Annotated in this window: 9 protein-coding genes; 3 read left to right on the top strand and 6 right to left on the bottom strand. The window is 53.3% G+C overall.

All coding sequences use genetic code 11. The annotated features are described in order from the left end of the window. Window positions 1–19: 19 nt before the first annotated feature. Window positions 20–1,516, bottom strand: a complete 1,497-nt coding sequence (locus tag H8B09_RS01650) for an amidase family protein (protein ID WP_191201736.1) — start codon at window positions 1,514–1,516, stop codon at window positions 20–22. Between the two features lie 394 nt (window positions 1,517–1,910). Between H8B09_RS01650 and H8B09_RS01645 the strand changes: the two genes are divergently transcribed. The 3 genes from H8B09_RS01645 to H8B09_RS01635 all read left to right on the top strand — a co-directional run bounded on the left by H8B09_RS01645 (window position 1,911) and on the right by H8B09_RS01635 (window position 4,113). Then, entirely contained in the window at window positions 1,911–2,747 is an 837-nt protein-coding gene (locus H8B09_RS01645; RefSeq protein ID WP_191201735.1) for a hypothetical protein, read from the top strand. A gap of 116 nt (window positions 2,748–2,863) precedes the next feature. Continuing rightward, a complete protein-coding gene (locus tag H8B09_RS01640; RefSeq protein ID WP_191201734.1) occupies window positions 2,864–3,469 on the top strand; it encodes a DUF2087 domain-containing protein in 606 nt (201 codons plus the stop codon). Between the two features lie 14 nt (window positions 3,470–3,483). Next, a complete protein-coding gene (locus tag H8B09_RS01635; RefSeq protein WP_191201733.1) occupies window positions 3,484–4,113 on the top strand; it encodes a histidine phosphatase family protein in 630 nt (209 codons plus the stop codon). Between the two features lie 44 nt (window positions 4,114–4,157). Here H8B09_RS01635 and H8B09_RS01630 read toward each other — a convergent pair whose 3' ends face one another. The 5 genes from H8B09_RS01630 to H8B09_RS01610 all read right to left on the bottom strand — a co-directional run bounded on the left by H8B09_RS01630 (window position 4,158) and on the right by H8B09_RS01610 (window position 13,125). Next, window positions 4,158–5,519, bottom strand: coding sequence for a hypothetical protein (locus H8B09_RS01630; RefSeq protein WP_191201732.1), 1,362 nt, complete (start codon window positions 5,517–5,519; stop codon window positions 4,158–4,160). A 747-nt stretch (window positions 5,520–6,266) separates the two neighbouring features. Further along, window positions 6,267–7,589 (bottom strand): MFS transporter, encoded by a 1,323-nt coding sequence (locus H8B09_RS01625; RefSeq protein WP_191201731.1) that lies wholly within the window; start codon window positions 7,587–7,589, stop codon window positions 6,267–6,269. Between the two features lie 89 nt (window positions 7,590–7,678). Beyond that, window positions 7,679–8,515, bottom strand: coding sequence for a sugar phosphate isomerase/epimerase family protein (locus H8B09_RS01620; protein ID WP_191201730.1), 837 nt, complete (start codon window positions 8,513–8,515; stop codon window positions 7,679–7,681). 321 nt (window positions 8,516–8,836) lie between these two features. Then, entirely contained in the window at window positions 8,837–10,906 is a 2,070-nt protein-coding gene (locus H8B09_RS01615; RefSeq protein WP_191201729.1) for an alpha-glucuronidase family glycosyl hydrolase, read from the bottom strand. Window positions 10,907–10,908: 2 nt separating this feature from the next. Then, window positions 10,909–13,125, bottom strand: coding sequence for a glycoside hydrolase family 52 protein (locus tag H8B09_RS01610; RefSeq protein WP_191201728.1), 2,217 nt, complete (start codon window positions 13,123–13,125; stop codon window positions 10,909–10,911). Window positions 13,126–13,265 lie beyond the last annotated feature (140 nt).

Here is a 13,265-nt window from a genome sequence, read left to right as displayed (position 1 = left end):
AAGCGCGGCTCAGCCGCGCTTATTGTGTTTCCGGCGACGGAATGAGCGTCGGCGGAAACCTATATTTAGTTGCTTGCTCGAAGCTGTGGGCTAATCCAATTAGCAGCGGCTCACTAAACGCCGTTCCTGCGAATGTAATGCCATACGGTCCATCGGTTATGTAGCCTGCCGCGGACAGACGTCCATCGTCGGCATAGCCGCCGGGAACTGTAATGAGCGGATAGCCCGCACGCGCCGCGATCTCCGAGCCGTTATGACCGAGGAACAGCAGCGCGTCCACGTCATATTCCTTCAACGCGTAATCGATGCCTTGTTCGCGCGACATATGCCGATTATGCCGAAGTCCGTTCACATAAATCTCGTCGGTCAACACGCCTGTCGTATCTTCCGAACGCGTCAAGCCGCGCTGCCCGTATTTGAGCGCCTGATCCGCATGCTGCTCATTAAAGGCAATAAGCTCGGCAAGCGAATGGACGGGCACGTTCGGATTAAGCTTCGCCAAGTAATCGTCGAGCCCTCGTTTGAACTCATAACGCACTACGCTGCGATCCCACTCGATGCCCGCGCAAGGTACGGATACGTTGTCGACGATCGTGCCGCCAAGCGATTGAATGACGCGAATGGCCGATTCCAGAATAGCAAGCGGCGCTTCGTCCAGACTTTCGCAATAATAACGCGGTACCCCAATTCGTATCCCTTGCATCGCATCCTTATTGAGAAACGTCGTATAGTCGCCGTGCACATGCTCGGCTCCCGCCAACGTCGCTGCGTCTTGCTCATCCGGCCCAGCCAGAACGCTCAACATAATCGCCGCATCCTTCACTGACCGCGCGATCGGACCTGCTGTGTCCTGCGTCAGCGACAACGGGATAAGACCCGTTCGGCTTACTAATCCGATGGTCGGCTTAATGCCAACGACGAAATTGTAACCTGAAGGATTGACGATGGAACCTGACGTTTCCGTCCCTATTGCGCCCGCGGCGAAGTTCGCAGCTACTGCCGCTGCTGAGCCCGAGCTCGAACCGCCAATGAATACATTGCCAGGCCCGTATGGATTAAGCACCAATCCGCCCCGTGAGCTGTAGCCGGCCCACATCGACTCCGCCATCCCGTTCGCCCACTCCGTCATATTCGTTTTGCCAAGCAGGATCGCTCCTGCTTCGCGGAGACGCGCGGCTACGAATGCATCGTCAGGCGCAATCGATTGTGCCAACGCGATCGAGCCTGCGCTTGTATGCATTTTGTCATGCGTATCAATATTGTCTTTCAGTACGATCGGGATACCGTGAAGCCTGCCCCGTCTGCCTGTGCGCTGCCGTTCCTCATCCAGCGCTTGAGCGATCTCAATCGCATCGGGATTCAGCTCCAGCATCGAATTGATCGGCCTGTCATAGTTGCGAATTCGTTCCAAATAAAGCAGAACCAGCTGTACGGAGGTAATATCCCCGCGCTCCAACGCTTCCTGTATAGTATCGATATCTGCTTCAACAATCCACTGTTGAGGTGCCTCAATCATGCTGAAGGTCTCCCTATCATTAGGATGGTAGCAAGCGCAATCATGACATGCTGAAGATATATTCCGCATCCGACAGCGAACTTCCTTTTTTTCCAATGTCAAACATAAGAAAATTTGCGATCTGCTCCTAATTACCGTTCAGAACGTGCCGTCACTGAGCAATTATTCCCGTCTTTCTCGACCAATAATAGCTGCGCTGGAACGAAACAATCACTTTCCTAATCTTGACAATCGAACAGTCTTCAACGTATAGTGGAAGCACATATGCAGATACGTGCGTTACATCGCAGGGAAGCACCCTTCGAGCCTGGCTATTGCCAGGTTTGAAGGGTGCTTTTTTGCGTTGTATGCCTGTTGAAGCTATGAATCTATTGCTATAGGAGGACTACTCAACATGTTGGTATTCAACAAGGCGGTTGCCCAGCGGCTCATCGCTCCTGTCATGCTGCTGCTCTCCCTCGTATGCGTGCTGCTGCCTGCATCGTCGGCTTATGCTGCAACACAGGCGCTGTCTGTAACCGCCCAGAAGCAGTTCGACAAAATGAAAACGTCAGCAACAACCGCAGACAGCGCGAAACTGCAGTCATTATACAGCAGCTTCGTGCAAGGGCAAGATCAGAACAATGCACGCGACGCACGCTTGAAGGCAACAAGCAAACAGAATGATACCGATGAGACTGCGCTGCGAACCCGAATCAAAGTAATCGATCAAACCAAGATCGATAATCTTGAGCGCAAGCTGAAGAAGACGAAGGACGGCTATCAGCCACTGTTCGACCAGTACACGGCAGCCACTGCATCTTTGAAAGCTGCCAAGAAACTCGGCAGCAAAACACTTAATGCCGCGCTTCAACTGCAAGTCGATCTGCTCGAAATCTCCGTTAAGGCTGCCAAAGCAGATATTAAAGCGGTGGACGCTGAATATAAACAGGCGAAATCCAACGCGACTGCAACGATTAAGAGGCTGCGAGATCAGCTCGCAGCTATCAACAAAGAAGAACAGCTCATCGCTCCCCAGAAGTCGGCCGTCAGCCAGCTGAACAAGCAGAAGTCAGCGGAATGGAGCGACTTCCTCTATTCGCTGAGAAGTGGGGACAGCAAGAACGCGATCCGCTCGCTCACGTTGCTTGGCAGCGTGCTGAACGAAACCGCTCAGCGACTTGCAACGATGGAAGCATGCGAAGCGCGTATCGCAGCTATTATTAAGAGTGTATCGAATCAGGTTCGTTAGGTAAGCGCATGACGAACAGGCCTCGGGTATTGACTTTGCCCGGGCCTTCGTTTATATTTCGTTTTAACTAGTATCTAATTAGATTGTTGTTAAATTGTAAAGGAGCGTGAAAGTAGATGCAACTAGACAAGGTCGTCAGCTACCATAAAGCGTTGGCCGATGCGAATCGGCTTCGGATGCTCGTCCTGCTCGCAGACGGCGAGCGGAACGGATTGGAACTTGCGGAGAAGCTGGGCGTTACGCCCGCAACCGTTACCCATCACGCAGCTAAACTGCGGGAAGCGAGCCTGATCAATGAACGCCGGGAGAAGAATACGATCTACTTCTCGCTCAATCATTATTTTCTGAAAAATAGTGCAACGGCTTCTGCCGACTTCATCTATCGCGGTACGAACGCGAGAGACGAACTCAATCCGATGGACGAAGAGCTGACGCGGTTCAAGGAGTCCGTTATCAAGAACTTCTTCGATAAGAATGGCAAGCTGAAGCAAATTCCATCGCAATTGAAGAAGAAGCTGATCGTGCTGGAACATATCGTGGATGGGCTGGAGAAGTCGCGAACCTATACAGAGAAGGAAATCAATGCGTACATCAAGCAGTACCATGATGATTTTGCAACCATTCGTCGGGAGTTTATTATGCATCAATTCATGTTTCGGGAGAAAGAAACGTATGAGCTGAATCCACCGGAACTGTGGGCGCGGTGGGAGTCGCTCTCCTAGAGGAGGAAGCGAATTTGCGGACGTTCTATCTGGATCGCCATGCGCTGAAGGAGAAGGCGATCGGCGATGTAGCGATTACCGATAAAGGCCGATCGCAGGCAGAGGCGACGGCTCATTTTTTCCAAGGGGAAAAGTTGGAGGCTATTGTTGCTAGTCCACTGCTTAGGGCGAAGCAAACAGCTGCAATTATTGCTAGTGCGCTGGAGGGTTGGACGGCTGATATAGCGGAAGATCATCGGCTTCGCGAGCGTGCAAACTGGGGCGATCTGCCTGGACAAAGCCTCGACGATTTCATTGCAATGTGGGACCAGTGTACGCGGGATCCAGCATTGATTCCTGCAGCAGGTGACTCTGCCGGGCAGGCTGGTGAGCGCTTCGCTGCTGCGTTGATGGAAATCGGAGACGCCGCGCCGGATGGGAGCAGCATTGTTGTTGTTACGCATGGCGGCGTCCTTACCGATTTTCTTGTGCAGACGTTCGATGAGATCGAATTGATTCGTTGGCATGCGGATTTTGTTGCTGTACAGAGCAGCATTGTCCCCGAATGCTCAATAACGAGCGTTTCGTATGATGCAGGGCGCTTCAAGATCGAGAGTTTTGCGTCGGTAGCGCATTTGGTTGCGGTTGAGGACATGAATGAATAAGAGCGTTCTAACTTGGATGGGGCTCTGTAGAGATAGGCACAAACTTACGTTGAGCCGGCTGTACTTATCTCAATGCCGCGGGTATCAGCCTCGAGCGGTCCCGACAAACTGATGGTTTGAACCCGACTGCTTCGATTCGGTGCTGTGAACGTCAGGCGGAACAGTCCGTATCGAGACCGAACCAACACGTTCAAGGCGCTGCTGCCTCCTCTGTTCACTGCTGTTGTTCCAAGTTGGTTCTCCAGCCATGCAAGCGTCATTGTCTGCAGACCGGCTGTACGAGCTGAATAGTAGATATGTTTGACCTCGCCGATTGCATTGGTTTGAAGAGTAAAACTGCGATAGAGCAGCATATTGTCATGTTTGGCGAGCGGTTCGCCGAGCTGCGGTACGGCCACGATTTGTTCCCCAGGATGAATCTGTATATTTGCAAACGTCCCTTCTTTGACGAGACTATCGATAAACTTCCTCAGCTTCACTCGATCCGTGTTCGATTTCACCGTCGATACATTGCGCAGATGAATCACTTTGGTTCCAAATGTAACGGTCCCTGCATCCTCATCGATTGCTTTCAATGCGGTTTGTTCAGACTCCTCTACTGTGCAATTCACAGTTGGTTCACCTTCATCACATAAGCCGAAGAACGATTTCTGCGAATCATCCCACTGCTTTAAGAGCGCCCCCGGCAGATCGGACTTGTTAAAAAGCCTCGTGTAAGACTCCAAACGATTCCCGTGGCTCAAATTGCGCAGACTGATGCTGTATCCGCCGCCACGCCAATTTGCCAAAACATTCAGCATGATGATGTCGCCAGACGATGTACGGAACAGTCCATATTGCTTCAAAACATAAATGAAGAATTGATTCACCTCTTCGGTGTCCCCAGGCAGCGGAACGATGTGCGTGCGAATAGTTGATGTTGTTCCGTCCGTGAACTTGAACATCATGACGACGCTTAATGGTACACCTTGGCAGCCCGCCACGTCGCAAGGAATATTACTTGCGAACGTCCGAACGAATTCTACTCCTGTATTGGTTGGGTGAAGCACGGTGCTCATAGAAAAGCCGCTCGTCGCAAAGAGGGCTCCATACTTAGGATCGGACGCGCCTTTGGATTGTATCGCTTGTAACAGCTTGGCTTCTCCTTTGGCTACGTTAGCGTATGTGCCTTCTTGGTCGTTTGATTGATCTAGCTGCTTAGCTCGGGTCATGTAAGACTTCGTTTCTTGCAGCAGCCTAACGATGGGATCGGACTTGGTGGGTGTTGCGGCCTCTGCGTGGGATTGAATGGCGGGCAGCGGTGTGATCGTTGTGATAAGCAGGATGAATGTCAGCAGAATGAGGATGGTTCTTACGCTTCTTACGCGCTGTTTGCGAAGGGCGGCATTGACATGGATCGGTAACATGGACATCTCCCTCATTAAGAGAATGAATAGCGGTATATAGAAAATAATGGATAACCAGTAAACGTGACAGGAAGAAAATAGTTGCAGTGCGTAGGGACAAATATTTGGTGTGAAACTTGTGGTAAGAAATGTGTTATCGCTCTTAGAGCTAATAGAACTATTCGAAGTGCGGACGCAGCGTTGGGGCGCGGTGTAGGTGCAGTTTTGCACCTACGGGGCACTGGCGCAGCGTCGGGGCGCGATGTAGGTGCAGTTTTGCACCTACGGGGCGCTGGCGCAGCGTTGGGGCGCGGTGTAGGTGCAGTTTTGCACCTACGGGGCACGGGCGCAGCGTCGGGGCGCGGTGTAGGTGCGGTTTTGCACCTACGGGGCACTGGTGCGGCGCTGCGACGCGGTGTAGGTGCAGTTTTGCACCTACGGGGCACTGGTGCGGCGCTGCGACGCGGTGTAGGTGCAGTTTTGCACCTACGGGGCACGGGTGCGGTGCTGCGACGCGGTGTAGGTGCAGTTTTGCACCTACGGGGCGCTGGCGCGGCGTTGCGACGCGGTTGTAGGTGCAGTTTTGCACCTACGAGGCACTGGCGCAGCGTCGGGGCGCGGTGTAGGTGCGGTTTTGCACCTTCGTGGCGCGGAGATCGTCAGTTCGATATGATGCATTTCTGCATCTGATTAGCGGACTCCCTCTCATCACGAGCGCAAACAAAAAAAGAGGCGCATCTCTGCACCTCTTCTACGTAGCATAACCGCTTACCGCGCGGCTGGGCGTAGCGAGCCGTCGCTCTGCGACTGCGGCTTACGGTTCACATGGCGGTGCGCGTAGAACAGCAGCAGCGCGACCAACGCGCTGAGCGTGCCGAGGAGGAACACCACGTTCACGCCCCATAGGTCGAACGCGTGTCCGAACATAAGCGGACCGAGCATCCGACCCACGTTGGCCAATGCGCCATTCAAACCCATGTAGAATGGCGCATTGGCACCCGTCCGCTCGGAGAGATAGGTTAGAATCGCGGGCAGCAGCAGCATTTCGCCGAACGTTGCGAGCACCATCCCGATCATCAGGTACGCATAATGCGCATGGAACGCGAAGATGAACATGCAAGCGAACAACGTAAACAGCGAGCTGAGCAGCATCTGCTTACTGATCGTATTCGCCAGCTTTCTCCGCTTCATCCAGCTCGTAATCGGTTGACCAGCCACGATAACGACGCCATTGACCGTCCAGAGCAAGCTGTACAAATCCATGCCCAGCCCATGCTCCTCCATATATGGAGCGACGCCCGTCGACCACTGCTGGAACGTAATCCAATAGAACATCGAGCCAAGCGAAATATACAAATACAAGTTAACGTTCCGCAGCAAATCTCTGCGATTATACGTATGCTTGTCCCGCTCCTCCATCCCGCTTCTACTTCCATTAGCGCTAGCATCTGCATCAGCAGTCGCTCCCCCATCCGCGCCACTCGCGCCAACCGCCGATGCACCACGAATAAATACAAACAGAAATAGTGCGAACACCATCATCGTCCCGCCTGTCAGCACATAGGTGAGCGAGAACGATACCGCAGCAACCAGCCCGCCGACAGCTGCGCCTACCGATACGCCGAAGTTGTTGCACACGTACATGACGTTATACAATTCACGGCGATGTTCCTTCCAACGGAAGCCGATATAAGCATTCATCGCAGGCATCGCAACGCCATTCGCAAAGCCGAACAAGCTGAGACATACGATATACAGCGGCCAACTGCTCGTCGCTGCGATAAGCAGAAGCAGAATCGAGGCGATGACGAAGGAGCCTGCGATCATATTTTTCGGACCAAGACGATAATACAGCTGTCCGCCCGAGAACTGGCCGAACACGCTGAACAGCGATTGAAAGAAAACGACCATGCCTGCATCGCCATACGATTGTCCCAGCACATTGTGCACATAGAACGTCGTAAGCGGCCACATGATCGCCATCCCTACCGAGTTTGCAAAACTAGCAGCCAAGAAATAAACAGCGTCCCTCGGAAGCTTGCGCAGAGCGGATAGCTCTACCGAAGGAAATAATCGTTTGATGCCAGACAAGAGGATTCACCAGATTTCATTGATGTCGTAATAGCGCAAAGCGCGATCCCCCTATTGTAACAAGCGCTCGCTATTCCGACAGCAGGAAATCACTGAGAATTGACGATCACATTCGCAATCCGCTCAATCCCTTCCCATACATCGCCATCTTGGTCAAAAATAACCGAGATCGGCGCCTCGCTGCTCCCGTTCGCAGCAGCTATCGCTACATTCCGGCGCAGCTCCTCCTCGTCGAACGAACCGTCCGCCAGGTAAACCGGCTTCGCATGAATCGAATGCGCAATCGGCGCACCGTATGCGATCGCCGCCTCCTTCTCGTTCGACTGCATGTTGCCGAAATCAACGATCGTGCGGATTCTGCCGCCCGCCGCTTCCATAACCGCTTGCCAGTTCGCCAACGTAGCGGTTAGCTCGCGGAAATTCTCGGTCACGACCTGCACGCCACGTTCCGAACCGTAACGATGAAGACGCTGCAGCGAAGCCGCACTGCGCGCAATCGCCACTGCATCTTCCGTCCCCTGCTCGCCCGCTACAACCCGAACGGCTGAAGCTCCAAGCTTCTGTGCAATATCGATCCACATCATGATAAACTGCTCGTCGGCTGAACGCCGTACGGGATCCGGCGATGAGAGATCGCCGTAGTCGATGAGCAGCGTATGCAGCGACACGCCAGCATTAACAATAGCTTCTCGTAACTGCGCCAGATATGGCTCGTCCTGTGTAGGCAGATGAAAGTGACACAGCTCCAAATAACGGAACCCCTTCTCCGCAACAGCCTGTGGAAGATCCAGCAGCGCAAGCGCTGCGTCTCCCTCCTCAACATGGGTGGCAGGCTGGGAGGCTGATTCATCCCATACCGTCCAGCGGCTCGATCCGAGCAATCGGTGCACACTCCAGCTGCTAAGCGACAATTTTTCCTGATACAAAGGGTATTCCTCCTTACGTGTGTGAAGCTTGGACATCGCCTGAGATGTACGTGTCAACTTACGCTTTTTCAACAAAATGCACTTATCTGTACAATAACAACAACATAGTCGAAATGAAACGCAAGCGCTATGCACATTTGTAAGGAAACGCTATGCGATTTTGTCATTTGTTGCGCTCAACGATACACAACGAAGCGATTTTATTAACCAATTGCAAAGGAATAACGCCCCCGACCAACATGTGGCCGAGGGCGCTGTCCATTTGATCGCCATATCAATTGTTCGATCCGATAGACTCGAGAGCCTCAAACTCCTTAGTCTCTAATAAATCGTCCTGCCGAGCGCATCGCCGATGCCGGATTTGCGAAGATAATAGGTGTTGATTCGATCGCGCCATTCTCTCGCATGCTCTGCTTGTTGCGCGAACCGATCCGCCGCCCGTTTGAACGTCTCGGCATCGACCTGTCCCTCCAGCTCGTTCCAGCGCTTCAGCAGACCATCCGCCCGCTCCACGCCTTCGAAGTGCGTATCATAAATATGCTGAATAACCGTCTTGCCCGAATGCAGCACATGCGTATAAGGCACATGGTGGAAGAACAGCAGCAGCTCATCCGGACACGACTCCAACGTTCCATAGACCGATGCATTCGGCTCCCGATACTGTCCCGCATAACCGGTTCCTGTCGCCAGCGTGCGGTCAACGCCCATTCCTTTATAATCGGAGAAATGATAGGTTCCCCACTTCGAATACTCATAGCCATCCACATCCGGACCGTAATGATGATTCGGACTTACCATCCAGCCCACGCCAAGCGGCGCCGTGTACGACTCATAGATGCCCCACGAGTCCATTAGCATGCCAACGACCGTGTGCACAACACGCTCCTCGCTGCCGAACGTAAGCCGCGTCCACTCCTCTGCGATCGCATCCGAAGCTAGTTGCGGATTCCAAGCGAGACGGCCATAACCATACAGATTCGACTGCGCCAGCGGGTGCCCCGTCCAGTTCGCATCATCCCCGATGTTAGATACAGCCGCGAAGCCGCTATGTTTGTAGCCGAACAACGACCCGTCTACGACCTGCTTCACATGCGAGCCTTCACCCTGCGCATACGTATCGAAATCGAGCACTTCTTTCCACTGCGGCACAAGATAACAGAGATGGCGGGCCTGCCCCGTATACTCCTGCGCAATCTGGAACTCGATCATGCAATTCGTCGAAGGAAGCGCACCGAACAGCGGCGATACCGGCTCGCGAACCTGGAAGTCCATCGGACCATTCTTAATTTGCAAAATAACATTATCCATAAACCGGCCATCCAGCGGCTTAAAATGATCGTACGCCGCACGCGCGCGGTCCGTCTTCCGGTCACGCCAATCTTGCTTGCAGTTGTATACGAAGCAGCGCCAGATGACGAGGCCGCCGTGCGGCAGCAGCGCCTCCGCCAGCATATTCGAGCCGTCCGCATGATCGCGTCCGTACGTGAACGGGCCAGGACGATTCTCCGAATCCGCCTTGACGAGGAAGCCGCCAAAGTCAGGAATCGCTTGATACACCTCATCCGCTTTCGCCTTCCACCAAGCCTTCACATCCGCATCCAGCGGATCGGCCGTCTTCAGGTCGCCAGTCTCGATCGGGCTGGCGAAGTTGACGCTTAAGAACAGTTTGATCGCATAACGGCGGAAAATCCCGGCAATACGGGCGATGTCCGGCAAGAAACGATCCGTAATAAAATACGTCTCCAGCCGATGCACATTCACATTATTGATTGTGATTGCGTTCAAGCCTGTCGAAGCAAGCAGCCTGGCGTAATCTTCTATGCGGCCGAGATCCTTTGTGATCTCATTGTTGTCGTAGAAAATCGATTGTCCCGCGTACCCGCGCTCTATGCTGCCGTCGATATTATCCCATTGATTGATCATCCGGATCGCGTTCGTTGGCTGCTCTACGATATCCAGCTCATCGATCGCTGTGCCTGTCGCAATCAATCTTAATAGATGAAAGACACCGTAGAGCACGCCTGCCGGCTGCTCTGCGCCTATCGCAATAATGCCGCTCTTCGCATCCGTACGAATGGCAAAACCTTCAGCACCTGTGTTAGGGTAAACGCCGCTGTCACCGTAGACGTGCGCAATCGATTCATTGCCTCCGTTGAACGTACCAATCGCGATACAACCTTTGCCGCTGCTGTCGCGGGAAGAACGCGCCGAAGTTGTAATGCCAAGCATACGTCCAAGCCCCCGACTCAGCTCCGAAGCTGCAGCAGCCATAACTTCGGATTCCTCTGTCTCTGCTTCAACGATGCAGCCGCACCAGCGGCTAAACGCTTCTTGCTTATCTTCCGCCAGCTGCGGGTAACGCAGCCATGCCTCATATCCGATTGAGCTCATCCTTATGCGCCGCCTCTCACCAGTTGTTTGCTGTTCTCCTGCGCTTCAAGCAGCCATAGAATCGCGGTTACGCCGCGAGGATAATATTTGCTGCCAATAATATGGCCTGACAAAATCTGGTCGCTCCATGCCCAGTAGGACAGCTCCGGATGAAGCAGCCACTCGACATGCGCAGCATCCGAAGCCTTGCCTTGTTCGTCCCATGCCATGCCCAGCACTTGGCGGGCGATGAATTGGGACAGATAGATTTTGCTAAGCCACGAGTTATTGCTTGTCGAAGACAGCTTCCAAGCGCCGTTATCGAACAGGCAAGTTCCTGGCACGAGCACCGTCTCCAGATGCTGCTTCAGCGCGCTCAAGTACGCCGAGAATCTGCCTTGAGGATCAAGCGCATCTGCACAACCTGAGAAATAAGGGAACACAAGTCCTTCAATCGCCGGAATGATGCGGGAGTCGTTGTTCTCGCCGATGACAGCTGGAATGTAGCCATTCTCTGTCATCGCTGCGGTAATGGATGCCGCACATTTGTCTGCTTGTGCAATCGCTGCTTCAGCAAGCGCTGTGTTGCCGACTCGCAGGAATAGCGAGTTGAGACCAACATAAGCTGCCCAGCATTTGCCCGCCAGATAAATGTTGTTGCGGGATTGGCCAAGCGATACATCTAGGCTGTCATACGTTGAAATTTCGGCGCCGCCTTGCGTACGCGAGCTGTCCAAGCCCATCATGCCATTGCGCTTCTCTGCATCAGGATGGTCGCGGTTCACCATGCTCTCGAAGCATTGCTCGATAATGGGCAGCATTGCCGTCGTAAATGACTCATCTTTCGTCTGTTCGATGTACACGAGCGCGCAGCAGAGCCAGTTCACCAGCTCTTCGTGGCTCATATAGGAGAAGCAGTCGTCAATGCCAGCGAGCTCATAAGCCGAATGCTGTGGACGGGAGAATACATTCGCAACACCGATATCATGCGTGAAAGCAATGCCGCCTGGATATTCGCGATCGTCACCTGGCAGTCTCGCCGTATCGTGATAGCTGTACCTCCGAACGAACAATTCTAGCTCATTACGCACCGTCCACGGGTTCAACATGAGCTCGAAGAACAGCTGATCTGCCGTCAGATCGAGCGTGTTCATCATCCGATATTCGCCTTCGTTGACGATCCAGATGGGTTCGCCGTCCGCGTCAAGCAACTGCGTGCTGCCATAATAGCTGTGGATGGCATGGGCGAGCATGAACGTTTGATCGTTGGACAAATGCTCTGCTACGAGCTCAAGACGAGAATCGGCCTCCGAGCATGCTGCTGTCAGCGCATCGAAACGGTCGAGCGCAAAGCTCGCAACCGATTCAATATTGCGGAACAGATTCGAGTAGTAATACGAAGCGTCGATACCCGACGTCACGATGCCGCCGCGATAGAAGCATAATGCGAACTGGTAGGTTCGCTTCTCGCCGGCAGGAACGCTCATGAGCAATGCGCCTGTACCGCCTAGACCAAATGTATAGTTATGCGATAGCTCGACGTCTAATATTTTCTCCATCGTAAACCCGAGTGCCGGCGTTACATCTGCATGGCGTGAGGCAATGGCTGTCAGACGGCCTTGTCCAACACCCTGCAGTCCTTCGCTCGCCGAATTGCTCTCGATAATGCGCATCGAGCTGTATGGATCATTGCCTTCATAGCCGAAGAACGCTCTGCGCTCTTGTTGGCCTGCCGTATTATCGATCGTCAGCTCAGCGAACACAGCTGGAATGATCGCTTCCTTCAGCTCAGCCTCATCGCCCTTGCCTGGCTCCGGCACGGAACGGACAGGTGAGTAGATGCGGAAAGTAAGGTCTCCTGCCTGCCATGTATCGGTTCCCGCTTTGAACGTGCGTGTAATGGCACTGTCTTCGAATGGCACGATAACCGAGCGGGGTGGCGCCGAAACCGTCGTCAGCGGAATAACAACGCCTTCGGCGACTTCAATGCCCTCCTCCTTACCCTTTTCATCAAACTTCTCTACATCATATCGAGCACTAGCATCCTCTACGGCTTCGAAGAATGGCAGCGCCTCGTACTTCTGGCCATCGCGCGACTGCACGCCAATATAAATATTCTGGTCAGCAGGCTTGCCCAGCTCAACGCCGAAGCCCCCGCTTTTCCCCTTAAATCCGAGTGTGAAGCTTGCGAATGCCCCGATCGGAGCGTGATGTGCATTAAAGAAAGTATGGTTAGACATTTGTGTATCCCCTTTCATGGCTGTCTTTGTCCCATACTAGCACGCAACTCTTCCCCAAGAACATTGACAAATCGGGCGAATATTTACCCAAATCGCGCTGGATGCGTTATACTCGAATCATATTGAGAGTTTGTCAGGAG

The organism is Paenibacillus terricola, from assembly GCF_014779765.1.
Taxonomy (GTDB): domain Bacteria; phylum Bacillota; class Bacilli; order Paenibacillales; family Paenibacillaceae; genus Paenibacillus_T; species Paenibacillus_T terricola.
Note: the sequence above shows the minus strand (reverse complement) of the source record. Positions and strands in the feature narration are given on the sequence as shown.